At 63.8% G+C, this 25,793-nt stretch carries 22 protein-coding genes; 4 read left to right on the plus strand and 18 right to left on the minus strand.

The genetic code is table 11. The features are described 5' to 3' along the window. Positions 1-18: 18 nt before the first annotated feature. The 12 genes from CH305_RS26420 to mftE form a co-directional block, all read right to left on the minus strand. Entirely contained in the window at positions 19-1,635 is a 1,617-nt protein-coding gene (locus CH305_RS26420) for an AMP-binding protein (RefSeq protein ID WP_094705514.1), read from the minus strand. Positions 1,636-1,688: 53 nt separating this feature from the next. After that, on the minus strand, positions 1,689-2,513 hold the full coding sequence (gene eutC, locus CH305_RS26425; RefSeq protein WP_373454596.1) for an ethanolamine ammonia-lyase subunit EutC: 825 nt from the start codon (positions 2,511-2,513) through the stop codon (positions 1,689-1,691). Beyond that, positions 2,510-3,922, minus strand: coding sequence for an ethanolamine ammonia-lyase subunit EutB (locus CH305_RS26430; RefSeq protein ID WP_032404654.1), 1,413 nt, complete (start codon positions 3,920-3,922; stop codon positions 2,510-2,512). Before CH305_RS26430 ends, eutC begins: the two co-directional genes overlap by 4 nt. Then, a complete protein-coding gene (eat, locus tag CH305_RS26435) occupies positions 3,919-5,373 on the minus strand; it encodes an ethanolamine permease (RefSeq protein ID WP_094705516.1) in 1,455 nt (484 codons plus the stop codon). The genes CH305_RS26430 and eat overlap by 4 nt, the downstream gene beginning before the upstream one ends. A gap of 135 nt (positions 5,374-5,508) precedes the next feature. Next, positions 5,509-6,492: a cation diffusion facilitator family transporter gene (locus CH305_RS26440; RefSeq protein ID WP_032404652.1), complete on the minus strand. Its 984-nt coding sequence runs from the start codon at positions 6,490-6,492 to the stop codon at positions 5,509-5,511. Positions 6,493-6,576: 84 nt separating this feature from the next. Then, on the minus strand, positions 6,577-7,116 hold the full coding sequence (locus CH305_RS26445) for a DUF779 domain-containing protein (protein WP_052077824.1): 540 nt from the start codon (positions 7,114-7,116) through the stop codon (positions 6,577-6,579). Continuing rightward, a complete protein-coding gene (locus tag CH305_RS26450) occupies positions 7,116-8,639 on the minus strand; it encodes an aldehyde dehydrogenase family protein (protein ID WP_032376614.1) in 1,524 nt (507 codons plus the stop codon). Before CH305_RS26450 ends, CH305_RS26445 begins: the two co-directional genes overlap by 1 nt. Before the next feature lie 122 nt (positions 8,640-8,761). Then, positions 8,762-10,057 (minus strand): transcriptional regulator, encoded by a 1,296-nt coding sequence (locus CH305_RS26455; protein WP_032376613.1) that lies wholly within the window; start codon positions 10,055-10,057, stop codon positions 8,762-8,764. Positions 10,058-10,165: 108 nt separating this feature from the next. Then, the gene (locus tag CH305_RS29210) at positions 10,166-10,303 is read right to left on the minus strand and encodes a hypothetical protein (protein ID WP_165712752.1); all 138 of its coding nucleotides are present in this window, start codon (positions 10,301-10,303) and stop codon (positions 10,166-10,168) included. A gap of 50 nt (positions 10,304-10,353) precedes the next feature. After that, positions 10,354-11,847, minus strand: a complete 1,494-nt coding sequence (gene mftG / locus CH305_RS26460; protein ID WP_094705518.1) for a mycofactocin system GMC family oxidoreductase MftG — start codon at positions 11,845-11,847, stop codon at positions 10,354-10,356. Positions 11,848-11,880: 33 nt separating this feature from the next. Continuing rightward, entirely contained in the window at positions 11,881-13,278 is a 1,398-nt protein-coding gene (gene mftF / locus CH305_RS26465) for a mycofactocin biosynthesis glycosyltransferase MftF (RefSeq protein ID WP_032405014.1), read from the minus strand. A 125-nt stretch (positions 13,279-13,403) separates the two neighbouring features. Further along, positions 13,404-14,090: a mycofactocin biosynthesis peptidyl-dipeptidase MftE gene (gene mftE, locus CH305_RS26470; protein ID WP_037147789.1), complete on the minus strand. Its 687-nt coding sequence runs from the start codon at positions 14,088-14,090 to the stop codon at positions 13,404-13,406. A gap of 71 nt (positions 14,091-14,161) precedes the next feature. Between mftE and CH305_RS26475 the strand changes: the two genes are divergently transcribed. The 3 genes from CH305_RS26475 (at position 14,162) to CH305_RS26485 (ending at position 17,295) form a co-directional block, all read left to right on the plus strand. Then, complete coding sequence (locus CH305_RS26475; RefSeq protein WP_032404649.1) at positions 14,162-14,887, plus strand: GntR family transcriptional regulator; 726 nt, start codon at positions 14,162-14,164, stop codon at positions 14,885-14,887. A 112-nt stretch (positions 14,888-14,999) separates the two neighbouring features. Continuing rightward, positions 15,000-16,553 carry an NCS1 family nucleobase:cation symporter-1 gene (locus CH305_RS26480; RefSeq protein WP_094608118.1) on the plus strand — a complete coding sequence of 518 codons (1,554 nt, stop codon included), beginning with the start codon at positions 15,000-15,002 and terminating at the stop codon, positions 16,551-16,553. Between the two features lie 10 nt (positions 16,554-16,563). Next, positions 16,564-17,295: an aspartate/glutamate racemase family protein gene (locus CH305_RS26485; RefSeq protein WP_032404647.1), complete on the plus strand. Its 732-nt coding sequence runs from the start codon at positions 16,564-16,566 to the stop codon at positions 17,293-17,295. Between the two features lie 3 nt (positions 17,296-17,298). Here CH305_RS26485 and CH305_RS28800 read toward each other — a convergent pair whose 3' ends face one another. Next, positions 17,299-17,493, minus strand: coding sequence for a hypothetical protein (locus CH305_RS28800; RefSeq protein WP_141215763.1), 195 nt, complete (start codon positions 17,491-17,493; stop codon positions 17,299-17,301). Positions 17,494-17,519: 26 nt separating this feature from the next. Continuing rightward, positions 17,520-21,293: an AAA family ATPase gene (locus CH305_RS26490; RefSeq protein ID WP_094705520.1), complete on the minus strand. Its 3,774-nt coding sequence runs from the start codon at positions 21,291-21,293 to the stop codon at positions 17,520-17,522. Positions 21,294-21,515: 222 nt separating this feature from the next. Here CH305_RS26490 and CH305_RS26495 point away from each other — a divergent pair, with 222 nt between their 5' ends. Further along, complete coding sequence (locus CH305_RS26495; RefSeq protein ID WP_230592593.1) at positions 21,516-21,842, plus strand: LuxR C-terminal-related transcriptional regulator; 327 nt, start codon at positions 21,516-21,518, stop codon at positions 21,840-21,842. A gap of 13 nt (positions 21,843-21,855) precedes the next feature. Here CH305_RS26495 and mftD (CH305_RS26500) read toward each other — a convergent pair whose 3' ends face one another. From mftD (CH305_RS26500) to mftB, 4 genes are read right to left on the minus strand one after another with little or no spacing between them, the layout of a single operon-like run. Then, on the minus strand, positions 21,856-23,037 hold the full coding sequence (mftD, locus tag CH305_RS26500; protein WP_094705522.1) for a pre-mycofactocin synthase MftD: 1,182 nt from the start codon (positions 23,035-23,037) through the stop codon (positions 21,856-21,858). Further along, positions 23,034-24,212 carry a pre-mycofactocin synthase MftD gene (gene mftD, locus CH305_RS26505; RefSeq protein ID WP_094705524.1) on the minus strand — a complete coding sequence of 393 codons (1,179 nt, stop codon included), beginning with the start codon at positions 24,210-24,212 and terminating at the stop codon, positions 23,034-23,036. The genes mftD (CH305_RS26500) and mftD (CH305_RS26505) overlap by 4 nt, the downstream gene beginning before the upstream one ends. A 16-nt stretch (positions 24,213-24,228) precedes the next feature. After that, positions 24,229-25,464: a mycofactocin radical SAM maturase gene (gene mftC / locus CH305_RS26510; protein ID WP_032404643.1), complete on the minus strand. Its 1,236-nt coding sequence runs from the start codon at positions 25,462-25,464 to the stop codon at positions 24,229-24,231. A 34-nt stretch (positions 25,465-25,498) separates the two neighbouring features. Continuing rightward, positions 25,499-25,792 carry a mycofactocin biosynthesis chaperone MftB gene (gene mftB, locus CH305_RS26515; protein WP_032404642.1) on the minus strand — a complete coding sequence of 98 codons (294 nt, stop codon included), beginning with the start codon at positions 25,790-25,792 and terminating at the stop codon, positions 25,499-25,501. Position 25,793 lies beyond the last annotated feature (1 nt).

Below are 25,793 nucleotides of genomic sequence, written 5' to 3' on the forward strand. Positions count from 1 at the left end.
TCAGCCGAGTGATCGTCGTCAGATCAGTCCGAGCGACCGTTCCCGCATTTCCACCTTGCGTACCTTGCCGGTGACCGTCATCGGAAACTCGTCGACGACGTGCACGTAGCGCGGAATCTTGTAGTGCGCGAGCCGGCCATCGCAGAACGCGCGCAGCGTGTCCGAATCCAGCGGCGCGGCATCGTCTCTCATCCTGATCCACACCATGAGCTCCTCGCCGTACTTCTGATCGGGAACACCGATCACCTGTGCGTCGAGGATGTCGGGGTGGGTGTACAGAAACTCCTCGACTTCGCGGGGATAGATGTTCTCACCGCCGCGAATCACCATGTCCTTGATCCGTCCGGTGATGGCTACGTAGCCGTCTTCGTCCATCACCCCGATGTCGCCGGTGTGCATCCACCCCTCGACGTCGATGGCTTCGGCGGTCTTCTCCGGCTGCTCCCAGTAGCCCAGCATCACCGAGTAGCCGCGCGTGCACAGCTCGCCCGCCTCCCCGCGCGGCAAGGTGCTGCCCTCCATCGGGTCGACGATCTTCACTTCGAGATGCGGACCCACACGACCGACGGTGGACACTCGCTGTTCGATGGAGTCGTCGCTTCGAGTCTGCAGTGACACCGGGGACGTCTCGGTCATGCCGTAGCAGATCGACACCTCCGTCATCCCCATGCGCTCGATCACCTGCTTCATCACCTCGGTGGGGCACGGTGATCCGGCCATGATTCCGGTACGCAGACTGCTCAGATCGAAGTCGTCGAAGTTCTCGAGCGCCAGTTCGGCGATGAACATCGTCGGGACGCCGTAGAGCGACGTGCATCTCTCCGATTCCACGGCGGTCAGTGTCGCGACCGGATCGAAGGAGAGTCCGGGAATCACCATCGCCGAGCCGTGCGAGGTACACGCGAGATTGCCCATCACCATGCCGAAGCAGTGATAGAACGGCACCGGAATACACACTCGGTCCTCGGCGGTGTAGTGGCAGAGCTCGCCGACGAAGAAGCCGTTGTTGAGGATGTTCCGGTGACTCAGCGTCGCGCCCTTCGGGAAACCCGTCGTGCCCGAGGTGTATTGAATGTTGATCGCGTCATCGGCACGGAGCTGTTCGGAGACGTCGGTGATCATGTTCGGAGTCTTCGCCAAGGCACGGTGCCCACGATCGGTCATCGCTTCCCATTGAATGCTGCCGATGAACAGAACCTCACGCAGCGAAGGCACCTCGGGTCGCGCGTTCTCGATCATCGCGGCATAGTCCGAGCCCTTGAAGTCCTTGGCCGACAACAACACCGACACCCCGGCTTGCTTCAGTACGAATTGCAACTCGTGTGACCGATACGCAGGGTTGATGTTGACCAGCACCGCCCCGATCTTCGCTGTCGCATACTGCGCCAGAACCCATTCGGGACAGTTGGGTGCCCACATCCCCACTCGGTCACCCACCGCGACACCGGCCACCAGTAATCCGGCCGCCAACAGATCCACGTCGGCGACGAACTCCGAATAGGTCCACCGCCGCCCGGAGGCAACATCGATCAATGCATCACGATCCGAGTACCGCGCCGCAGTGCGATCCAGATTCGCGCCGATCGTGTCGTCCAGAACTGCTGTGTCCGACGCACCGGAAGAATAACTGTCCATGCCCCCACGGTAGTGACCGCCGTCACGCGCAGCCACCCCCGAATAGGGGGATGTCACTCCAGCGTGAGGGCTTCGGTCGCCTCGAGCACATCGGCGCGTGAGGTGTCCTTGAGCGCCACTCCGGACCGTCCGAGCTTTCTTGCCCCGGCCAGGAGGCCCGCTACTATTCGCGCCGACTGTGCGTATCCCTGTCCCTCGGGCGGATGGATATTGGAGATGCAGTTGCGGTCGGCATCGGTGCAGCCCGGCTTCGGCAGATGCGTCAGGTAGATGCCGAGACTGTCCGCAACCGACAACCCAGGGCGCTCCCCGATCAGCACCAGTACCGTCCGCACTCCCATCGCCGCGGCGATGTGATCGCCCAGCGCCACCCGCGCCTCGGTCGCGATCACCGGAGCCGCTATCGAATACCGATCGGCCAGTTCGGCTTTCAACGCCTCGAGCATCGGCACACCGTGATCGGCGAGTGCGCGGGGGGACAACCCGTCACCCAACACGATTCCGATCTCGTCCTCGGAGTTCACCACCGCCGACAGATCCTCGGGTTGCCGACCGAGATCGGGCCGTCGTAGATACTCCGCACGACTGGTCGCCAACGACGTCACCACGGCCGGCGCACCGAGCCCCACCTGCTCCACCCGGCTCACGAACTCCTCGACATCGAGCGGCATGTGCACCGCATCCCTGGCGGCAGCGTGCGCCGAGCGAAACTCCAGCACCCGGGTGGTCGGCAAGGAATCACCGATACGCCCCAGCCCGATTCGGGCCTGAGTCATCGCTCGCAGCTCGCCCCAGAACTCTACTTCCGGTCGTTCCGCAGGCTCCACTCCTGCCACTTCCTGCCGTTCCGCGGGCACTGCGCCCGATGGGTCTGTCATCGCGCACTCATCAACGCTCGAAGTGGCGATCCCGCGGCATCGACGTCGAGGACTCTGCCGTCGGCGTCCACCATGCCCAAGCGCGAGAGCCATGACTCGAACTCCGGTGCGGGCCGCAGGCCGAGGACCTGTCGGACGTAGAGCACGTCGTGAAAGCTCAGAGATTGGTATCCGAGCATGACGTCGTCGGCTCCCGGCACCGCGATGACGAATGCAACTCCGGCCGCACCCAGCAGCGTGAGCAACGTGTCCATGTCGTCCTGATCGGCCTCGGCGTGGTTGGTGTAGCAGACGTCGACGCCCATCGGCAGTCCCAGCAGCTTGCCGCAGAAGTGATCTTCGAGTCCGGCCCTGATGATCTGCTTGCCGTCGTACAGGTACTCCGGCCCGATGAATCCGACAACGGTGTTGATCAGCAGCGGCTCCAGATCGCGGGCCACCGCGTACGCGCGTGTCTCGAGGGTCTGCTGATCGACCGGTCGGTCACCGGTGCCGATGTGCGCGCCCGCCGACAACGCGGAGCCCTGACCGGTTTCGAGATACATGACGTTGTTCCCGACGGTTCCGCGGTGCAACGATCGGCCGGCCTCGTTGGCCTGCCGAAGAAGCGGAATGTTCACGCCGAAGCTCGAATTGGCTCCTTCGGTGCCTGCGATGGACTGGAACACCAGGTCGACGGGAACTCCCTTGTCGATCAGTTCCATCGTCGTCGTCACGTGCGAGAGCACGCACGATTGCGTGGGAATCTCGAAGCGCTGTCGAATCTCGTCGAGCAGATGCAGCAGGTCGGCTGTGGCCTGAGGCGAGTCGGTTGCGGGATTGATCCCGATGACCGCATCGCCCGATCCGAGCAGCAAACCGTCGAGCGTGGCCGCCGCAATTCCACGCGGATCGTCCGTCGGGTGATTGGGTTGCAAACGCGTGGTGAGGGTTCCGGGTAGCCCGATCGTCGTCCGGAACGCCGACGTCACCTGCACCGCCCGAGACACTGCGATCAGATCCTGGTTTCGCATTATCTTGCTGACGGCAGCGACCATCTCGGGCGTCAATCCTGCCGCGACCGATCGCAGTGTCGCTGCCGCGTCGGGCCCTGCGGTCACCTGCAGCAGCCAATCCCGTAGACCTCCTACGGTCAGGTGCGAGACGGCCCCGAATGCGATGCGGTCGTGCGAATCGATGATGAGCCGAGTGACCTCGTCGCTCTCGTACGGAACGAGCAGATCGTGCAGGAAGACATCGAGTGAAACCTCCGACAATGCCCACTGCGCAGCAGCCCGTTCGGCATCCGATTCGGCTGCGCAACCGGCCAACTCGTCACCCGACCGCAGCGGGGTCGCCTTGGCCATCAGGTCCACCAGACCGTCGAACGTGTAGGTGGTACCCGAGACCTGTTGGGTGTAGATCGTCATTCCAGTTCGGCCTCGGCCTCGGCCAGTGCGGCGAACTCCTCGTCCGGCGAATTCGCGACGAGGTGATGCCTGCTGTAGATGCCGAAGTACGCCATGAACGCCACGAACACGGCCAGACACCACAGTGCCGCAGTGGAATCGACGACGAAGGTGGCGACAACGGCGAGAGCCGCGATGATCAACGCGAATCCGGTGGTCACGACACCCCCGGGGGTTCGGTACGGCCGTTCCATGTTCGGCTCGTTGCGGCGAAGCACGATGTGGCTGACCATCATCAGAACGTAGCTCAGTGCCGCACCGAAGACGGCCATGTTGAGCAACATTCCGCCCTGACCGGTCAGGGAGAGCAGGAAGCCGATGACGCCGGGCACGATCAGTGCGAGAGTCGGGGCCTTGCGAGAGTTGGTGATGGACAGTGTCTTCGGCAGGTATCCCGCGCGCGAGAGCGCAAAGAGCTGGCGCGAGTACGCGTACATGATCGAGAAGAATGACGCGACCAATCCGGCCAGGCCGATGTAGTTGACGATCTTGCTCGCCGTTCCGTCACCGAGGGCTTCCACCAACGGGTTTCCCGATTCCTTGACGGCGTCGGCCCCGCCTGCTCCGGTCACCAGAAACAGGACGACAGCACCGGTGACGAGCAGAACACCCATGGCGGCGATGATGCCGCGCGGGACGTTCTTGGTCGGATCCTTGGCCTCTTCCGCGGCCAGCGGCACGCCCTCGATGGCGAGGAAGAACCAGATGGCGAACGGCACGGCCGCCCAGATGCCGAGGTAGCCGAACGGCAGGAATCCCGAGGCCCCGGCAGCGTCGGTGGGCGCGATGTCGGTCAGGTTGCTCGCGTCGAACTGACCGATGGCTGCGATGGCGAACACGACGAGTCCGACCAAGGCGATGCCGGTGATGACGAACATGATCTTGAGGGCTTCGCCCGCGCCGGAGAGGTGGATTCCGATGAACACCGCATAGACCACCAGGTAGACCCACCACCCGTCGGTGATCCCGAACAGTCCGAGCGATTCGACGTAGGCACCGATGAACGTCGCGATTGCGGCAGGCGCGATCGCGTACTCGATGAGAATCGCTGTACCGGTGGCGAATCCGCCCCACGGTCCCATGGCCCGGCGGGCGAAGGTGTAACCGCCGCCTGCCGCGGGCAGGGCAGAAGACATCTCTGCCATGCCGAGGACCATGGCGAGGTACATACCCGCGATGATGATCGCCGCGATCAGAAGGCCACCGAAACCGCCCTCGGCGAGACCGAGGTTCCACCCCGAGTAGTCGCCGGAGATCACGTAGCTGACTCCGAGGCCGGCCAGCAGTACCCAGCCCGCGGTCCCCTTCTTCAGGGTGCGCTTGACCAGGTAGTCACCGCCCTCGACGTGCGACTGTGTGCTCTCGTGCGAGCCGGTTTTCGGATGAGACGACTGGGGGTCTACTACGGACATTGCAAGCCTCTCGTAGCCGTTGCGCTCGGAGCGGGTTCACGCCCGAGGGGACGATTCACAACACGTGTGGCGCGCGAATCGGTTCACGATAGGCCCGTGATGTAAGCGCCGCGTCATCGATGAATGACGGGCGAATTACGCCTGGTGCCCCACCGCGTTGATGTCACCGATGTCGCCCTCGTCCGGTTCGGCGACTGTCAGTACCGCGTCCACCACAGCTCTGTTGGTTTCCAACTCACGCTCCAGCCGCCGGAGCGTGTGCGCGATGCGTGATTCTGCGAAATCACCGACGAGATCGACACTCGCCACCACGTAGATCTGTTTGGGACCGACGAACTCGATGCGAACGAACCGGACCGACGCCACCTCGGGGAGTTGCTCGATTCGCTGCACCACCGCATTCCATAATGCTCTCGATCCCGGTTCACCGGTGAGGAATCGGCGGTTTCGATCGATCAGTACGAACGCGACGATTCCGAGAAGTACTCCCACCAGAATGGATCCGATGGCGTCGAAGGCGGCGTTACCGGTCAGTTGGTGCAATCCGATTCCGGCACCGGCGATCACGATGCCGATCAACGCTGCACTGTCCTCTGCGAACACTGCGCGCAGCGTCGGGTCCGAGGTCTCGAGTGCGTAATCGAGGAAGTCCTTGTCGTATTCGGCTGCTTCACCGCGAATCTGCCGAACCGATTGCAGGAACGAGACTCCCTCGAGCAAAAATGCGATGGCGAGCACCACGTACGCGACGAGGTAGTTCTCACTGCTCGATTCGCCGGCGAGCAACGAGGTGATGCCGTGCCACACCGATACCGCGGCACCGGCGACGAAGAGCCCGATGGCTGCGAGTGTCGACCAGAAGTAGGTCTCGCGTCCGTAGCCGAGCGGCCGACGATCGTCCGGCCCGCGTGAACCCCGACGATTGGCGACGAGCAGAAAGATCTCGTTACCGGTGTCGGCCCACGAGTGCGCGGCTTCGGCGACCATCGACGCCGATCCGGTGAACACCGCTGCGAACGTCTTGGCGATCGCGACGCCGAGATTGGCGACGAACGCGATCACCACCGTGCGCAGGCTCTCGCCGCCCTCGGCCGCGTCGGATTTCGATGAGCTCTTCATTGTTCGCACTGTATGCGCTCCGCGCAGTGGTGCGGTCGAGTGCCACCTGCGGCATTCAACCGCGCCACTGCGGCGCAGCCGCACTCAGCCTTGGAGCATCCCCGGGACGGGACATGCGTCGACAGCCTCGGCGACAACCAGAGGTTCGTCGGGAACCTCGGGCCGTCGACCCTCTTCCCAGTCGACGCCGACGAGCGGCGGGTGCTCGGCCAACATCTCGTTCTCCTCGGCGGTGTACGCGCGGCCTCGGCTCAGGAAGCGAACCCCTTCCGGGGACTCGAGCGAGAACCCACCACCGCGGCCGGGCACAACGTCGAGTACCAGCTGGGTGTGTTTCCATGCCTGGAACTGCGACCCCGAAATCCAGACCGCGACCCCGTCGGCCCCCTCGGGCAGAGTCGTCGCAACCTCACCCACTCCGAGCCTCAGGTCGATGAACCCGAGCAGGACGTCGCGGTCACCGACGATGAATTCGCCTGCGGGATAACACATCGGCGACGATCCGTCACAACATCCACCGGACTGATGCATCATCAGTTCCCCGTGGATACCGCCGAGGCGACGGAGCAAGTCCATCGCCTCGACGGTGGTCTTCAGCCGCGCAGGCGGCCGAGCGTCCAGCATCAGAAGAAGCCCTGTGCCTTCTGCGCGTAACTCACCAACAGGTTCTTCGTCTGCTGGTAGTGATCGAGCATCATCTTGTGGTTCTCGCGACCGATACCGGACTGCTTGTAGCCACCGAACGCGGCGTGCGCCGGGTACTGGTGGTACGTGTTGGTCCACACGCGACCGGCCTGAATATCGCGGCCGGCGCGGTAGGCAATGCCGCCGTCGCGAGACCAGACGCCTGCGCCGAGACCGTACAGGGTGTCGTTGGCGATCTCGATGGCGTTGTCGTAGTCGGTGAACGACGTGACCGAGACGACCGGTCCGAAGATCTCTTCCTGGAAGATGCGCATGTTGTTCTTGCCGGTGAAGATGGTGGGCTGCATGTAGTAGCCACCGTTGAGGTCGCCGCCGAGTTGTGCGCGCTCGCCGCCGGTGACGACCTGCGCGCCTTCGCCCTTGCCGATCTCGATGTACGAGAGAATCTTCTCGAGCTGGTCGTTCGATGCCTGGGCACCGATCATGGTCTCGGTATCGAGCGGATCTCCCTGTCGCACAGCCTTGGTGCGGATGGCAGCGAGGGCGAGGAACTCGTCGAAGATGTCCGCCTGAATCAGCGAGCGCGACGGGCACGTGCATACTTCACCCTGGTTGAGAGCGAACATCGTGAAGCCCTCGAGGGCCTTGTCCTGGTAATCGTCGTTGGCCTGCAGCACGTCGGAGAAGAAGACGTTGGGGCTCTTGCCACCGAGCTCCAGTGTCACGGGAATCAGGTTCTGCGAGGCGTACTGCATGATCAGGCGGCCGGTGGTGGTCTCGCCGGTGAACGCGATCTTGGAAATACGCGGGCTCGATGCCAGCGGCTTTCCTGCCTCGACACCGAAGCCGTTGACGATGTTGATCACGCCCGGGGGCAGCAGGTCACCGATGATCGAAATCAGGTGCAGGATCGACGCGGGGGTCTGCTCGGCGGGCTTGAGCACCACGGCATTACCCGCCGCGAGTGCAGGCGCGAGCTTCCACACGGCCATGAGGATGGGGAAGTTCCACGGGATGATCTGTCCGACTACGCCGAGCGGCTCGTGAAAGTGGTAAGCCACTGTGTCGCTGTCGATTTCGGACAGCGAGCCCTCCTGCGCGCGAATGCAGCCGGCGAAGTACCGGAAGTGATCGATGGCCAACGGAATATCGGCGTTGAGGGTTTCGCGGATCGGCTTGCCGTTGTCCCAGGATTCTGCCAGCGCGATGGACTCGAGGTTCTCGGCGATGCGGTCGGCGATCTTGTTGAGGATCACTGCGCGCTCGGCGGCGGACGTCTTGCCCCACGCTGGTGCTGCGGCGTGTGCCGCGTCGAGTGCGAGTTCGATGTCTTCGGACGTGGAGCGGGCGACCTCGCAGAAGTTCTCACCGGTGACGGGAGTCGGGTTCTCGAAGTACTGGCCCTTGACCGGCGGTACCCACTCGCCGCCGATCCAGTTGTCGTAGCGCGACTGGAACGACATGACGGAATCGGCGGTACCTGGACGGGCGTAGACGGACATTGATAATCCTCCTGATCGACACGTGCTTCACAGTTGATGCGGTGTGTGATTCAGGACACTAGGCCGTGCAACGTTGCAAGTACGTTGCCGATATTTCGCACCGGCGGGGCGCGACGGGTGCGTCAGATTCCGAGTTCGCGATCGAGTAGATCGATGCGCGCGCTCACCTGACCGTAGAGCGCAGAATCCCTGCTCAGAGTGGCCCGGTAGGCCTCCCAAGCGATGACGTCCGTGCGCCCGTGGATGGACGAGGTCCACTGCGCGAGCAGCACCGGGTCTCCGAGCCGGAGCAACGCGGCCTGCATACGAGACCGCAGTTCCTCCCGGATGCTCTCGATGCCGGGCGCGGACGACCCCGGGAGTACTGGGCCGGAGTAGATCCGTAGAGCAGCGTCGACGTCGCCGCGGTCCAGCGCGCGCCGGATGTCGCCGACATCGGAGGTCAACTCGCCGACCAGACGGTAGGGCCGCGAAGCCAGACCTGCCGTGCCGAAGGTCTTGCGCAGTCTCGACATCTCGGCGCGGATGGTGACGGAATCGAGTTCCTGCTCGTCGAGGAGCACCGCGAGGTGGTCCGAGCTGAGCCCTTCCGGATGCTCACCCAACAGCAGCAAGATTTCGGCGTGTCGCTGGGAAAGCGGCACACGGCCGGATCCGCGAACCACTCCCGGTCGGCCGGATCCGAGAACTTCGAGTCGAGGAGCCGTGTCGCCCAACGATTTCGGCGAGTTCATCAAGTGCAGACGTAACTCGGATTCGGCCGCGGCGACGGTGGCACGCACCAGAGAGAGCACCTCGGGCACCGCCACCCGCGGGCCACCGGTGATGTCGATGGCTCCCAGAATGTGACCGCTGGTGGGGTGGTGCACCGGTGCCGCCGAGCAGCTCCACTCGTGCACCGACCGAGAGAAATGCTCCGACGCGAAGATCTGCACACTGTGGTCGACCGCGAGCGCGGTACCGGGAGCATTGGTGCCCTTGCTCTCCTCGCTCCAGTCGACGCCTTCGGCGAAGTCCATCGTGAGCGCCCGATCCTTCGCCGCAGAATCACCCTCCACCCACAGCAGGCGTCCCTCCGCATCCGAAATCGCCACGAGCAATCCCGTATCGGAAGCGTCCTCGACCAATAGCTTGCGAATGACCGGGCGGATGATGGCCATCGGATGACCGTTGCGGTAGCGCTCGAGATCCGGCCCGGTCAGAATCGGAGTGTCGTTTCCACCGTCGGGATCGACGCCCTTGGTGCGACTGCGCATCCACGAATCGAGCACGACGGACCGAACCGTCGAACCGTGCGTACGGATGTCGTCGACGAAAGACTGATGGGCACTGGACATTTGGCGCGCCAGAACGGCGACGTCCTCGCCCGGGCGCACTGCGACCCAGGGGTTGCCGCCACTGTCCGATCGGCTTGCCATTCGACGCTTCCTCCGTGACCTGTCCACATTGCTGTAACCCAGCTCACAAGCAAGGATACAGCCGTGGTCGACGCGAGCGGCGGGCCCGGTCACGTCGACCGCGAGTGGCTACTTCTTCTTGACGGCCGAGGTGATGATGTCGTTGCTGGTGTCACCACTGGACTTCGCCCGCTTGTCTGCGCGCTTGTCCTTGAGAGATTTGCCGGTTTTCTTGGTCATCGTGTTGCGGGGCGATTTGTCCGACATGGCAGTAACCCATCTATTGGGGAACCTGAACGGTCCCCAGACCACGAACGCTACGCTTCCCCGCGCCGATCGTGGTCTGCAATCAAGGCAGCAGCACGCTCGGCGAACATGACGGCCGTCGCGTGTGGCCCACGGCTGGGCACCACCGGGAATGCCGAGGTATCGACGACGAAGAGTCCGTCGACGCCGCGCACCCGGCAGCGATCGTCCAGTACCGAACTCGGATCCGACTCGGGCCCCATCCTGGCGCTACCGGACAGGTGCAGTGATGTGCCGAGCGCTGCGAGGGGATTCTCGATCGTGGACACAGTCACGGTCTCCGACATGATCGGCGACGCCAGCAGATCGCGCGCGAGTTCGACGCCCTCGCGCATAGCGCGCCGGTCGACCTCCGATTCGAGATAGTGGTACCGCACGTCCGGAGCCGCTAACGGGTCCGTACTGCGCAGCGCAATGCTCCCGCGACTCGTCGATCGCATCAGGCCGACGCCGACTACGTGCGGCCCGGGCTGGAGACCGGAGATCAGCCGGTCGAACTTTCTGGTGTACGGCCTGATTTCCACAGCGCCTGCATGTAGAACCGCCTCCAGCGCAGGCGATTTCGACGGACGTTCGTTCTTCCCGACGACGGGAACGGCAACCTCGGGATGGTCACTGAAACCTCGACCCACACCAGGGCTGTCGACCACGACCGAAATCCCCAGCGCAACAAGATCATCAGCTGGACCGATACCTGATCGAAGTAACAGTGCCGGGGTGTGCACAGAACCGGCAGACAGAATCACTTTGTCGGACCTCACGATACTGCGCACGCCGTCGACGACCATCTCGACGCCGATCACCCTGCTGCCGTGGAACATCAACGACGTCACCGTCGAATTTCCCTGCACGCGTAAGTTCTGCCGATCCAGGATCGGCAAAAGATATGCGAGAGCTGCACTTACGCGGGTGCCGTTGCGGATGTTCAACGGCACAGCACCGACTCCCCCGGCGGACGCTCCGGGAGAGTTCAGGTCCTGTTGCATCGAAAATCCTGCATTCACTGCAGAATCGACGAATGCCGTCGTGATCGGATGTCGACTGTGTACCGGGGTGCGCGCGACCGGCATGGGTCCGCGAGATCCGTGCCACCGCCTCTGCATCCCGGCATCGAGATCTGTTTCGGAGCCGAGGTAGAACGGCAGCACCTGCTCGAAAGACCACAGCGACTGCGGCCAGGTGTCGAAGTCCGTGGGCGTGGCACGAACGAAGTAACCACCGTTCACTGCGCCCGAGCCGCCCAGCACCCGGCCTCGAGCAATCGTTCGGCCGACGCCGGAGGTGAGTTCGGCCGAGTACGTTCCCACCCATTCGCTGCCGGGTCCGATGGGAAGCATCGATGCGTCGGTCAGGTCGGCCGGGACTTCAGCGACAGCAGAGAACGTGGGTCCGGCTTCGAGCAACAACACCGATCGATCGGGATTCTCGCTCGACCGAGAGGCAACGACACAGCCGCAGGAGCCACCGCCGACGACTATGACGTCCGCGTACTCGATCCGGTTCACACCATCGACGGATCGGGCCGGGTTCGCACCGCGTCAGCCGTCCAAGCGTGGCTTGAGCGCATCGATGCTTCGGGCCGACAGAGCGCCTTTCCACAACCCCGCACCGTAGGCAATATCGTCGGCTCGTTTGAAGAAGGCATAGCGCACCGGATCGAGACCGCCGAGTTCGCGGTGCTTACTCCAATCCGAGAATGCCTCTGCGACAGCCAATCCGAGTGCGATCTTTCGAATTCGACTGGACAGCAATACAGCGAGAAGGGTGATCGGCCAATAATGTCGGCACAAGGCCGACGCCAGTTGCCACAACCCCGCCACAAAACCTTCCGCGGCAAGAATCGCCGCGATGCGAGTGGGCTGGTCCAAGCCGACGAACATCTTGCGAAGTCGAACAACCGTCACGCCGAGTGTCGCAGCTGCGCCGACGAGTCCGATCCGCGTCAGACTCGCAGCGAGCAGGCACGCGATGAGCGTCCATGGAGACATCGCAATCGGCGGCACCATTCCCGGATGACGAGCGGACAACGGTGTGGCACCGGTTCCGTAGAACAACTTGCGAGCGAACCATTCGACGAAGGTGACGCGGTGCTCGTGAGCAACGTGGGCGACGGGCTCGTAGCGCAACCGCCACCCTGCCTCCTGCAGCCGCCAGCACAGGTCCACATCCTCCGCCACGTGCATCGACTCGTCGAATCCTTCGCAGTCCATCGCAACGGACCGGCGCAGCAACATCGCGGCGCTGGGTACGTAGGACACCGAGCTCCCGGCCCGCACTGCCGCTTCTCTGCGACCGAGATCGAGCGACGAGCGTGCGTGCTCGTATCGGGCCAGCGCACTGCCTTCGGGCTCGAGCGCGACGATGCGGGGTGCCACCAACGCCACAGCAGGATCCGAGAAATGACCTAGCATCACCTCGAGCCAGCCCTTGCGCGGCACGACGTCCGAATCCAGAAATGCGACAAAATCAGTTGTAGCGCAGCGTAATCCGGTATTTCGCGCCGCAGCCGGTCCGCGTGAGCGCTCGTGCCGGAGCACCGTCACACTGCCCACACTGCACGCCATCCGCGGCACTGCGACCGGGATGTCGGACCCGTCGTCGACGATGATGACATGCAGCCCGTGCAACGCCGTGATCAGACGCTCGAGCCCGGCCTCGTTGTTCTTGAGCGGAACGACGACGGTGACGTCGGACGGCGACGGGATCGACATCGGGCGCGGGTTGCCGACTCCCGAGTCGAGAAGTTTGCGTGCGACGAGTGCGGACTGCGAGTCGGTCACTTCGATGAAACCGTCGCCGATCATCGCGGCCGCCGTCGGTGCGAGTGTGAGCATCCGTGTCGGCGAACCACCGATCAGGACGCGTCCTTCGGAGAATGTGCGTACGCGTGGATCGACTCTCACCCCGAAGCCATCAGGCAACCGACCTTCACCCATCAGGAGATCGTAAGCGGACAAGCCTCTGGTGTGTCGGCCACCCGCAAAATCGGACGGAACATACCTGCTGCCCGTTTCTTCGGATTCGATCGCGGGACGCTGAACAGGCGTTTCGCCCAGGTCGGTCACGCGATCACTCCATGCTCGGAGGGACTCCATCTTCGCACCGCATCGCCGGCGCGGGCTCGAAGTAGCTCGAACGCCCGACGCCCCTCCTCCGGATCGGCTCCGGAGGGGTCGCCGAGCACACCGTTTGCAGCGACCGATGCGACGCCGTCGGCGCGCAGCGCAGGAAGTAGGGCGGCGATGTCGGTCACATTGCCCACCTCCGCCTTGCTCATATCCACTACCTCGGGCGAAAGGTGCAGCAGCATCGACGTTTCGGTGCGCCCAGCGTGAGCATCTGCTCCGGGCACCGCGCACGGGAACCAGACGACGTCACGCCCCTCGTAGCGCAGCAGCAGCACTGCAGATCGCAGGGCGGGCCCGTTGCCGCCGTGCCCGTTGACGAACACCACCCGTTCGGCCCACCGGCACGCGGAGCGCCCGTATTCCACGAGCACCGTCTCGAGTGCTGCAGCGCCGATCGACACGGTGCCGGGAAATCCCTCGTGCTCGCCGCTGGACCCGTACGCGATCGCGGGAGCAACGAGCGCGTTGTCGATGGTGTGCGCAACGGCGGTGGCGATCCGGGTGTCGGTATCGAGCGGCAGGTGCGGTCCGTGTTGCTCGATCGAGCCGACCGGCACCACGAGGGTCCCGGACCCATCGACGTCCGGCCAGTACTGCGTACCGAGGGGGTCCGTGGCCATGGGTGCCGATGCTATCGGTATGGAACGAGAACGTCACGCCGTCGAAACACTGCGCCGCTAACCTTCGGTTCGTGCCACCCCGTCGCCGGTCGATATTTCTCTCGCAATTGTCGATAACGACGCCGGGTGGTCCACAGCCGACAATTCTTCGAGAGTTACGCCGAGTAATTCTCGCCGGCGATGCGCCACCGAATACGCCGATCCCACTCAACGAGGTAGCGGAACTTTTCGGGGTGAGCAGAATCCCGGTGCGCGAATCTCTCAAGACACTCATCGGTGAGGGATTGGTCGATCATCGACCGAATCTCGGTTACACGGTCGCTCAGTTGACCGCGGCCGAGCTTCGCGAAATGTACATCGTGCGAGAGGTTCTGGAGACCGCAGCCCTTCCGGTCGCGGTGGATCTCGCCACCGAGGACGACCGCGCCCACCTCATCGAGGTCAATCGCCTGCTCGAGGCCTCACTGACCCAGGACGACTCACGTGAATACCATCGGCTCTCGCGTGAATTCCACCTGTCCCTGACCCGCCCGTGCCGCATGCATCGGTTGCTTCACATGCTTGAATCTGCCTGGAACATAACCGAACCCATACAGCCGATGGTTCACGTGGCCGGATCGGACAGGGCATCACTGCACAGCGATCACGCAGATATGCTCACGGCCTTTCTCGCCGGCGATTCCGCGGGCCTGCTGCGAGCCGCGCAGCATCATCACACGCGTCTCAATTCGGTCATTTCGACATTGTCGAACGACCACGGATTGTTCGCCGATCCGCCACCCGACCAGACGCGATAGAAATTCCGCCAAAGATATATCGCTTACGTCACGAGCGCGCAACACTTCGCCGCTAACTTTTCCTCATTCATCTCCTTCGTTCACCTCATACGCCATGCCGTCAGGAGCATCGATGACAGATACAGCGCACGGTCCCGCCCAAACGGGAGATCTTGTGGAAGCCGCGGGCCACCCCGTCGGTGGCGGACTGATCAAGGACAGTTACGACCCGCGACTGACCAACGAGGATCTTGCTCCGCTGAAGAAGCAGACCTGGACCTCGTACAACCTGTTCGCCTTCTGGATGTCGGATGTGCACTCGGTCGGTGGCTACGTGACCGCGGGCAGCCTGTTCGCGCTCGGGCTGGCCAGTTGGCAGGTGCTGATCGCACTCCTCGTCGGCATCACGATCGTCTACTTCTTCTGCAACCTCGTCGCCAAGCCCAGCCAGGTGTCGGGGGTTCCGTACCCGGTCATCTGCCGCAGCGTCTTCGGCGTCCTCGGTGCCAATATCCCGGCCATCATCCGCGGCCTGATCGCGGTGGCCTGGTACGGCATTCAGACGTTCCTGGCCTCGGCCGCACTCGATATCGTGCTGATCAAGTTGTTCCCGTCGCTGGCTCCGTACGCGGTGACTGCGGACTACGGTTTCGTCGGACTCTCGCTGCTCGGCTGGGCGAGCTTCCTGTTCCTCTGGGTCGTGCAAGCCGCGGTCTTCTGGCGTGGCATGGAGTCCATTCGCAAGTTCATCGACTTCTGCGGCCCTGCGGTCTACGTCGTGATGTTCATGCTGTGCGGCTACCTGATCTGGAAAGCCGGCTGGGGCGCGATCGACCTCAACCTCGGCGAGGTCGAGCACACGGGTCTGAGCTCGATCCCGGTGATGCTCGGTGCCATTGCGCTCGTGGTCTCGTACTTCTCCGGTCCGATGCTCAACTTCGGCGACTTCTCGCGTTACGGCAAGTCCTATGCCGCAGTGAAGAAGGGCAACTTCCTCGGCCTGCCGGTGAACTTCCTGGTGTTCTCGATTCTCGTCGTCGTCACTGCCTCGCTGACGCTGCCGGTGTTCGGTGAGCTGATCACCGACCCGGTCGAGACCGTCGCGCGAATCGACAGCACGTTCGCGATCGTCCTCGGTGCTCTGACCTTCACGATCGCCACTATCGGCATCAACATCGTCGCCAACTTCATCTCGCCGGCATTCGACTTCTCCAACGTCAGCCCCCAGAAGATCAGCTGGCGTGCCGGCGGCATGATCGCGGCCATCGGCTCGGTGCTCATCACCCCGTGGAACCTGTACAACAATCCCGAGGTCATTCACCTGACCCTGGAAACTCTCGGTGCGTTCATCGGACCGTTGTTCGGCATCCTGATCGCCGACTACTACCTCGTCCGCAAGCAGAAAGTCGTTGTCGACGAACTGTTCTCGATGTCGCCGACCGGGTTGTACTGGTACTCGAAGGGTTACAACCCGGCAGCGGTGTACTCGACCGTCGTCGGCGCGCTCGTAGCCATGTTCACCGTGCTCTTCAACGGAGCAATCGACGGCATGGAGATCGCCGGTATGTCGACGGCCTCGAAGTACAGTTGGTTCATCGGCTGCGGCATCGGCTTCGTCATGTACTTCTATCTGGCGACGAAGACCAAGCTCGCTGTCACCAACTTCGACGTTCCAGCCAAGGCATAGGATTTCGTACGTGCTCATCAAGGTCATCAATCCGAACACCACCGGTTCGATGACCGCAACGATCGGTGATTGTGCCCGGGCCGTAGTCGGCCCGGGCACAATCATCGATGCGGTCAGTCCCTCGATGGGGCCGGTATCCATCGAAAGCCACGTGGACGAAGCCCTCAGTGTCCCCGGCATTCTCGCCGAGATCGCCAGTGGCGAAGCTGCGGGGGTCGACGGCTACGTCATAGCCTGCTTCGGCGATCCCGGCATCGACGCGGCCCGCGAATCTGCGTTCGGGCCGGTCATCGGTATCGCGGAGGCGGCAATGCACGCCGCGAGTTTCCTGGGCCGCGGATTCAGTGTCGTCACCACCCTCGGCCGCACCGTCGGCCGGGCACAGGATCTGGCGCATCACTACGGCTTCGGCCGCCACTGCCTCGGCATCCATGCGTGCGACTTGCCGGTCCTCGATCTCGAGACCGACCCCGACGCCCGCAAGATCGTCACCGAAGCGTGTCGCGTCGCCGTCGAGACCGACGGCAGCGATGCTGTGGTTCTCGGCTGCGCGGGCATGGCCGATCTCTGCCAACACATTTCGGCCGAGATCGGTGTACCCGTCGTCGACGGTGTGGCCGCGGGAACACTGTTCGTGCAGTCCCTTGTAACCCTCGGACTGCGCACCGGAAAGCGCGGCGAATTCGCCGCCCCGCCGCCCAAGCTCTACACAGGGATGCTCGACGGATTCAGTAGGCCCTGAGCGTTACCTGGACCGACCCAGCTTGGCGACGGTGTAACCGATTGCTGCGCCGGCAACCAGTACGCCGACGAGCAGCAGTACGACCTGCAGGGCCGTGGACATCGAGTTTTCGAACAACCCGACGTAGATCACCACGCAGGACGCCACGAGTGCGACGAGAGCAGACGTCGAAGCGCTTCTCGGAAACCTTTCGGTCATTGCGCAAGTACACCATCCTCAGCCGGTCAGCTGCTACACAACTCTCGGTAAGGAACGCCGGGCAGGTACTGGACCCATTCGGCCTCTGTGACCACCGATCCTCCGGATCCACACAGGCGACTGCGCACCTCCTCCGGCTCGGTGCGCCAGATGCGAACGTCACGGGCCGTACCACCGCCGAACACCACGCGTCCGTCTGCGGCGAAACCCGCATCGTTGACGCGCTGACCGTACGCGGAGAGGGCGGCGTACTGCTCGGGTGCGGTGCGGTCGCCTACGTTCCACAACCACAGCGTCGATCCCCCGTCACCGGCAGCCATCCGTTCACCGGACCTATCGAACGAGAGCGAGTAGATCGGGCTGGACGGCCCGACGATGCGAGCCAGGTGCTGCGGCTCGGCCGAGTTCGCCATGTCCCACAATCGAATCGAGCGATCCGCACTGCCCGCGGCAAGAGTGTGCCCGTCCGGTGAGATGGCCACGGCCTGGACGCTACTTCCGAAACCGCCGAGCACGGCCGTCCGGCGCGGATCGCTCGGGTCGCCGACATCCCACAGTTCGACCACGCCCCCCACACTGGCGATGGCGAGTACCGAACCGTCGGGCGACAGCGCCATTCCCGCGGGGTAGTTCCCCGCCTCCAGGGTCGACAACGCCCGTGGGGTTGCGGGCTCGGCCAGCGACCACAACGACACGTCGTTCGAGTTCTGGCCGGACGCGACCAGCAGGGTCCCGGTGCGGTCGAAGACCAACACAGCAGTCAAGCTGGTAGTTGCCGTACGAACGGTACCGAGCGCCACCGGATCAGCGAGATCGGTTGTGTCCCAAAGCTGGAAACCGCCGGTCGTCGTACCGACGGCAGCCCGATTGCCGTCGACGGTGAGCGCCACCGCACCCGTCTGGTCCATACCGTCACCGACCACCAACGGTGCCGACGCCACCGGATGCTCGACGTCCGAGACGTCCCAGAGCGTCGTGGCGGAGGCTCGGGTGCCTGCTCCGGCGAGCAAACGGGTGCCCGATGCACCGATGGGGTTCTGAAAGATCGTGTCGCCGGCGTCGGCGAGGGCCGGCCCAGGAAGCGGCCAGATTCGGGTGATGCCATCGCCACTGGCAGTGACGATCGACGAGCGATCCGGCGTGAATACGAGCGAACTCACCTCGGAAGGACCGGGAAGCGTCAGTTCTGGCTTTCCCGAGGCCGCGTCCCACACTTTCGATGAATTGTCCGAACTCGCCGCAGCGATCAGAGTCCCATCCCCACTGAACGCCACATCGTTGACATAGCTGGTGAATCCCGTCAACGCCGGCAGAGGCGACAACCGGCCGCCGTCGACAGCCCACCGCAGAACCTCGCGACCTGTAGTACCCGCGATCAGTGTGGTGCCGTCGGGAGAGAAGGCCAGCTGTTGCGCGGTGTAGGTCGATCCGTCCGAGGGGATGTCGATCAGCGGAACAGCGGCGGCTGCTGGAGACGCGGTCAGCCTGCTCGCGTCCCACAACCGCATCGCGCGCCCGGGGCCGACCGTCACCAGGTACCGACCATCGGGACTGAATTCGGTCGCTGTCGGCGAACCGGGTTGAGCCACTTCGGCCGCTGCAGTCGGCCGCGCGGGGTCGGCGACGTCGAGCAAAGGCAACGACTCGGCCCCGGTACCGACGACAAGCAAGCGGCCATCAGGAGAGTAGGACAGGCTTCGCACCTCGTCGACATCGTTGCGCGACAACAATATCGGTGCCGTCGGATCCGACACATCCCACAGTTCGACGCCGTAGAACCCACCCACGGCGAGAACGCCACCCCGCGGATCGAACGCCAGCGCGGACACGTCCCTGGAAACGATCTCGCCGAGATGCGCGTGTCCGTCCGCGAGGGACCACATCCGCACGCGCCCGTCGGAACCCGCTGTTGCCACGATGCTTCCGCGAGGGTCGACGGCAGTCACCGCCCCGCCCTCCACACCGAGTAACCGCACCGGCGTGTGGATCGCGGAGGAATCGAGCAGTGCCGATCGCGCCTCGGACGTTCGGTCCACCTCGTACGACGCCAACGCGAAGTACGCCGCCAGACCGGGATCTTGGTTCCTCAATTGGTTTGCGACACCAGCAATCTGACGAGAGACGGCCTCGGCTTCGGCGCGTTCGGCGTCGACCCGCCGACTGTTCGCATCCGATCGGGCAACGAACGCGGTTACCGCCAGTGTCACGGCCAGCACGGTCAGAAACGCGAGTGCTGCGACAAGAGTCTCGAGGGTGCGCCGACGGCGACGATCGCTTCGGTTCTGTTGCTCGACTCGTTCCGCGCTCGCTTCCAGGTAGAGCCTCTCGACGGAATTGAGGTCTCGCCGACGCACCGGGCCGATGGATTCCTGCACCAGCAGCAGCCTCGACGCAGACAGCAGCGAACCGTCGTCTCGGTCGTTGTTGTTCCACAGTTCTGCCGCCTGGGTGAGTCGACGGTGTTCGACGAGCCACTGACGATCGTCGTCGAGCCATTCACCGAGCCGCGGCCACGCCGTGAGCAGCGCCTCGTGGGTCACCTGGACCGTCTCTTCTTCGACGGTCAGCAGTCTGCGCGCGGCAAACCGCTCGACCACCACATCGACGTCGGTGACGGCGTCTGCGTTCTCGTTTCCGTAGAACAGCCCGACACGATCGACGCGGCGACGCGTCACCACGTCGTCGTCGAGATTGACCAGACGCATGAAGATGCGTCGTGCTTCGCGTTGCTGTTCGGCGGTCAGGGCCAAGAACACTTCCTCGGCGCTCTGCCCCACCGCACCTCCGATCCCGCCGGTCGCGAGGTAGTCCGCGACGGTCAGCGTCCTGCCTCTCGACACCTGCCACGTCGTCAGCAGCGCGTGCGAGAGCAACGGCAGGGCACCGGAGTCGTGGGCGAATTGCGATCCACGCGGACCCAATTCGCCAACCAACACCTGCACCAGGGCGTCGTCGACGGTGAAGCCGGCCTTCGCGGCAGGCGACACGATGACTTCACGCAGTTGCGTTTCGGTGAGACGCCCGACGACAACCGGGTTGTCCGAAAGTCCGGCAAGCAGCGCATCCTCCGACACGGCGTCCTGATAGAAGTCGGCCCGCAGGCCGACCACGAGAACCGAATCAGAGTTCGGCAGCGACGATGCCGCACGGAGAAAGCTCTCGCGCTCACCCGCTGACGCCAGCGTCCACAGCTCCTCGGCTTGATCCAGGACGAGAACAGAACCCGGCGCGAACGATTCCATTCGCTCGGGGAATGCCCGAATATCGCCGACGCCGGAATGGACCTGCGAGCGAGGGAACCTCGATGCCAATCCAGCGCGCAGGAGCGAGGACTTACCCGAGCCCGAAGCGCCGACCACGAAGACAATGCCGCCGCCGGAGTCGAGGGCGTCACGGACGCGCACGCCGAGTCGCTCGATCACATCGTCTCGTCCGAAAAACCACTCTGCATCGGCGGACTCGAACGCTTCCAGGCCCTTGTACGGAGGGTCGCCCTTCACCGGATCGACAGTCCGCCTGCCCGGGATGGACCGCACCCTCGACACCGCATTCCACCACCGTGCGCGCTCGCCTTCGTCTTCGACTCCGCACGCGACGAGGACGGCCGAGAACATCTCGGCGCTGGCTTTGGTCGGAAGGTGGTGACCGGAAAACCAGCCGCTGATGGTGCCGTGCAGACCACCGGAACGCTCGACGATTTCACGAACTGTTGCACCCGCATCGATCCTGATCGAACGCAGTGCCGCCGCGAACTCGCTGCGGTCCGAGATCGACGAGGGATCCGGGCGCTCAATGGTCATGAGCGCACTATAGAGCCGGTAAATCACCTACAGATGCGTGCGAACGCTTCGCTGAGCAGCAGAAACAGCAAGTTACTCCGTTCGAATGACGGTCGCATCGAATCCGAGGTCGTCCGTATTGACCCTGTATGGAGTTCGGTGCACCGCTGGATCCGCCCCGAATTTTCTCCGACGATGGACGCTGCAGTACAAGAGATCGGTCGAAAGTCGAGGGGGACATTCATGCTCGAACAGATGCTGACGTCGGCGGCGCATCACTCGTTCCGGACGCCGGTGCAGCCGGCACTCGTTGCACGCCCGGCGCGGCTCGACCCTCTTCACCGCAAGCCTGCGCTGAGCGCACGCGAGATCGAGGTCATGCTTGCCTGGTTCGCCTCGGACTCGAAGACGGTTGCAGCTCGGTCCGTTTATATCTCGGTCGGCACGATCAACACGCACATAACCCGTATTCGGCAGAAATACGCGGCGGTCGGACGCAGCGCTCCGACGAAGGCCGCTCTGTTCGCTCGGGCGCTCCAGGACGGTCATACTCACCTGTCCGAATGGTGACTGTCGGTTCGTATCAACTGCGCCGGGCGGGCTGAGTCGAGCGAGCGAAGCCTGGCGGTACGACGACGTCGCTTGGGCCCAGCGAGTGCACCGATGCATGTCCGAGACCGAGGACCGCGGAGTCCAGACCGCCGCGCAGAATGTCGAGAACGTTCTCCACGCCTGCTTGACCGTTCGCCGCCAAACCCCACAGATACGCCCGCCCGATCAACACCGCCCGCGCACCGAGAGCAAGCGCCTTCGCCACGTCACTTCCCCGCCTGATGCCACCGTCCAGGGTGATCTCCACCTGATCGCCCACTGCCTCGGCGATGGACGGCAATACCCTTACCGACGCCGGGGAACCGTCGAGATTGTTCCCACCGTGATTGGACACCGAGATCGCGGTAACGCCTGCGTCCACGGCCCGCAACGCGTCGTCGACCCGCGAAATCCCCTTGAGCATGAACGGCCCGCCCCACTGCTCGCGTAGCCAGGCGATGTCCTCCCACGTGGGCAGCGGGGTGGACTTCCACTCGCGATACGCGGCAAAGAACGTCGGCGGAACCCCGCCGGGCGGCGCGAGGTTGGGTGCGGTCAAGTCGGGGAACGTGCCCGAGCGCGCCCACTGTGTCAGCCACCGTGGCCGACACAGCGCTTGCGGCGCAAACCGGAACATCGCCCTCGGATCGAGGCGTTCCGGTATCACCGGACTGCCCCAGTCGCGGCCCTCGGAGAACGACCAGTCCATCGTCACGATCAGTCCGACCGCGCCTGCATCACGTGCACGCTGAAGCATGTGCAGCAACAACTCTCGTGAACCGACCCAGTGAAGTTGAAAGAACGTCTGTGGATTCGCTGCGACGACGTCCTCGATGGGTTTGCTGGCGAACAGCGACAATCCCATCGAAATGCCCCGCGCCGCTGCAGCTCTGGCGACGGCGACCTCGCCGTCCGGGTGGACCGCCTGCACACCCGTCGGGGAGATCATCACGGGAAACGAAAGAGACTGTCCCATCAGCGTTGTCGACAGATTGCGCGTGTCCGACAAGCCTGCAACATGCGGGGCGAACCCGAGTTCACCGAACGCGGCAGTGTTGTCCGCAGCGGTCAGACCCCGCTCCGAGCCCGCGACCAGTGCCGAATAGACGGACTTCGGCAGACGCCTCTTCGCACGCCGCTCCGCCTCGGCGACAGTCTCGAACCAGTCGGTCACACACCCAGCCTGCGGTCGAACCCGGCCGGCATCACCACATCCGAGGGTGAGAGGTCCTGTACCGAGGTGTGCCCGAGTCCGAGGACAGCGGAATCGACTCCGCCGCGAAGAATGTCGAGCACGTTCTCCACGCCCGCCTGACCACCGGCAGACAGGCCCCACAGATACGCCCGCCCGATGAGCACAGCCCGCGCTCCGAGTGCCAGGGCTTTCACGACGTCGCTGCCGCGTCGGATTCCGCCGTCGAGGGTGATCTCGATCTGATCGCCGACGGCCTCGGCGATCGCAGGCAACGCCCGGATCGGCGCCGGAGTGCCGTCCAGATTGTTGCCGCCATGATTGGACACCGAAATCGCCGTGCACCCGGCGTCGACAGCCCGCTTCGCATCGTCGACCCGCATCACTCCCTTGAGCATGAACGGCCCACCCCACTGCTCACGGAGCCAGGCCACGTCCTCCCACGTCGGCAACGGAGTACCCATCCATTCCCCATACGCCCCGAAGAACGTCGGCGCGGGACCACCGGTGGGTGGCGTCAGGTTCGGGGTAGTCAAATCCGGGATCTTCCCGGTCTTGGCGAACTCCCACAACCACTTCGGTCGCATGATGCCTTCCGGGGCGAACTGAACCATGGCCTTGAGGTCCATCTTCTCCGGGATCGACGGGCTGCCCCAATCGCGGCCGTTCGAGAACGACCAATCCAGGGTCATGATCAACCCGACAGCTCCCGCGGCACGGGCCCGCTCCATCCGCTGCAGCAGGATCTCACGCGAACCCACCCAGTACATCTGGAAGAAGGTCTGCGGATTGGCCGCCGCGACCTCCTCCACCGACTTACTGGCGAACGAGGACAATCCGATCGGAATCCCCCGCGCCGCAGCAGCTCTCGCGACAGCGACCTCACCGTCCGGGTGCACTGCCTGCACACCCGTCGGGGAGATCATCACCGGGAACGACAGCGACTGCCCCATCACCGTCGTCGACAAGTCACGCTTGTCCGACAACCCCGCCACATGCGGGGCGAAGCCGAGCTCGCCGAACGCCGCCATGTTGTCGTCGATCGTCAACCCGCGCTCGGACCCCGCCACCAGCGCGGCATACACGGACTTCGGCAAACGCTTCTTCGCACGCCGCTGCGCTTCGGCAACGGTTTCGAACCACTCACTCTTGGCCATTACTGTGCCTTCTGTTTCATGACTGTTCCTGTTCCATTCCTGCGAGCGGATTCTCGTCGCAGATCTTCGCCGGCGGACGCATCATCAACGTCAACGGCACCGACTTTCGCGGGGTCTTGCGCTGCCCGGTCCGCGAATGATCGACACTGGACTTCGGGATCTCCCCCGCCGCCGCCAACGCCATTTCTCCGTTACCGATGACGCATTCGGGATCAGGACCGTCCATGGGCAGGCCGGTGAAGAATTTCGCTGCCATGCATCCACCACGGCATGAATCGAAATGCGCACACTTGGTGCACGCGCCCGAGGTCTGCGGCGAGCGCAGTTCCTGGAACAATTCCGATGTCTGCCAGACCGATTGGAATCCGCCCATTCCGTCTTTCGCGTCGCGGACGATGTTGCCGGCGAGGAAGTTCTCGTGAATGGCGAAGGGGCACGCATACACGTCGCCGATCGGGTCGATCAAACACACCACACGGCCTGCACCGCACAGGTTGAGCCCGGGCAGAGCGTCACCGAATGCCGACAGGTGGAAGAACGAATCCCCCGTCAATACGCCTTCACCGTTCGCGACGAGCCAGTTGTAGAGCTCGCGCTGCTGACCGGCCGTCGGGTGCAGATCGTCCCAGACATCCGCGCCGCGTCCCGACGGCCGCAACCGGGTGATACGCAGTGTTGCAGCGTATTTGTCGGCCAACGCTTTGAAGTCGTCGAGCTGGCTGACGTTGTGCCGGGTAACGACGACGGAGATCTTCGCGTCCCGGAAGCCGGCCTCTTTCAGGTTCTCCAGAGCGCGGCAGGCCATGTCGAACGAACCCGGCCCGCGGACTGCGTCGTTGACCTCTGCGGTCGCGCCGTCGATGGAGATCTGTACGTCGACGTAGTCCGACGCGGCCAGACGCGCGGCGACCTTCTTGTCGATCTTGACGCCATTGGTGGAGAACTTCACCCCCACCTGATGCGCCGTCGCGTAATCGACGAGCTCCCAGAAGTCCGACCGCACCGTCGGCTCACCGCCACCGATGTTGACATAGAACACCTGCATCTTCTGCAGCTCGTCGATGATCGACTTGCACTGCTCGGTGCTCAACTCACGCGGGTCACGACGACCCGACGAGGACAAGCAATGCACGCACGACAGGTTGCAGGCGTAGGTCAACTCCCACGTCAAACAGATCGGTGCGTCGAGCCCGAGCTCGAACTGATCGACCAGTTTTCCTACCGGAGCTGGTCTTTCGAGGGTGGAGGTCATGGGAGGAAGTCCTCTTCTGCAGTAGGTCAGGGCTTTACGGGCGGGTGATCATGTTCGAATGAGCCAGCGTGGTGAGTGCTTTCACATACGGGGCCGACGCAGATTCGGCGATCCCCGCGGCTGCGATCGCCGAACGCATGTCCGGGTGATCGGGCAGCGATTCGATGATCGCCACTATCGTGCGGTTCTTCAGAAACGAAAGCTTGCGAGTTCCGAAGTGATACAGCAACGCCCCGAACGACTCCGGACGCAACGCCACCTGCGGATGCAGAGCCCACGGCACATCCAAATCGAACTCGTCGAGGTCCTCGCGCACTGCAGTGGTCATG

It is taken from the genome of Rhodococcus sp. 15-649-2-2 (assembly GCF_002258645.1).
In the GTDB taxonomy this organism is placed as follows: domain Bacteria; phylum Actinomycetota; class Actinomycetes; order Mycobacteriales; family Mycobacteriaceae; genus Rhodococcoides.

Bases quoted from the DNA above. Each gene is read 5' to 3' on its own strand.
- mftB (WP_032404642.1), bottom strand. From the start codon at position 25,792: ATGACCACTGCAGTGCGCGAGGACCTCGACGAGTTCGATTTGGATGTG.
- eutC (WP_373454596.1), bottom strand. From the start codon at position 2,513: ATGACAGACCCATCGGGCGCAGTGCCCGCGGAACGGCAGGAAGTGGCA.
- mftF (WP_032405014.1), bottom strand. From the start codon at position 13,278: ATGGGTGAAGGTCGGTTGCCTGATGGCTTCGGGGTGAGAGTCGATCCA.
- CH305_RS26420 (WP_094705514.1), bottom strand. From the start codon at position 1,635: ATGGACAGTTATTCTTCCGGTGCGTCGGACACAGCAGTTCTGGACGAC.
- CH305_RS26495 (WP_230592593.1), top strand. From the start codon at position 21,516: ATGCTCGAACAGATGCTGACGTCGGCGGCGCATCACTCGTTCCGGACG.
- CH305_RS29210 (WP_165712752.1), bottom strand. From the start codon at position 10,303: ATGTCGGACAAATCGCCCCGCAACACGATGACCAAGAAAACCGGCAAA.
- mftD (WP_094705524.1), bottom strand. From the start codon at position 24,212: ATGGCCAAGAGTGAGTGGTTCGAAACCGTTGCCGAAGCGCAGCGGCGT.
- CH305_RS26455 (WP_032376613.1), bottom strand. From the start codon at position 10,057: ATGGCAAGCCGATCGGACAGTGGCGGCAACCCCTGGGTCGCAGTGCGC.
- CH305_RS26480 (WP_094608118.1), top strand. From the start codon at position 15,000: ATGACAGATACAGCGCACGGTCCCGCCCAAACGGGAGATCTTGTGGAA.
- CH305_RS26450 (WP_032376614.1), bottom strand. From the start codon at position 8,639: ATGTCCGTCTACGCCCGTCCAGGTACCGCCGATTCCGTCATGTCGTTC.
- CH305_RS26440 (WP_032404652.1), bottom strand. From the start codon at position 6,492: ATGAAGAGCTCATCGAAATCCGACGCGGCCGAGGGCGGCGAGAGCCTG.
- eat (WP_094705516.1), bottom strand. From the start codon at position 5,373: ATGTCCGTAGTAGACCCCCAGTCGTCTCATCCGAAAACCGGCTCGCAC.
- CH305_RS26490 (WP_094705520.1), bottom strand. From the start codon at position 21,293: ATGACCATTGAGCGCCCGGATCCCTCGTCGATCTCGGACCGCAGCGAG.
- mftE (WP_037147789.1), bottom strand. From the start codon at position 14,090: ATGGCCACGGACCCCCTCGGTACGCAGTACTGGCCGGACGTCGATGGG.
- mftC (WP_032404643.1), bottom strand. From the start codon at position 25,464: ATGACCTCCACCCTCGAAAGACCAGCTCCGGTAGGAAAACTGGTCGAT.
- CH305_RS28800 (WP_141215763.1), bottom strand. From the start codon at position 17,493: ATGACCGAAAGGTTTCCGAGAAGCGCTTCGACGTCTGCTCTCGTCGCA.
- CH305_RS26430 (WP_032404654.1), bottom strand. From the start codon at position 3,922: ATGACGATCTACACCCAACAGGTCTCGGGTACCACCTACACGTTCGAC.
- CH305_RS26445 (WP_052077824.1), bottom strand. From the start codon at position 7,116: ATGCTGGACGCTCGGCCGCCTGCGCGGCTGAAGACCACCGTCGAGGCG.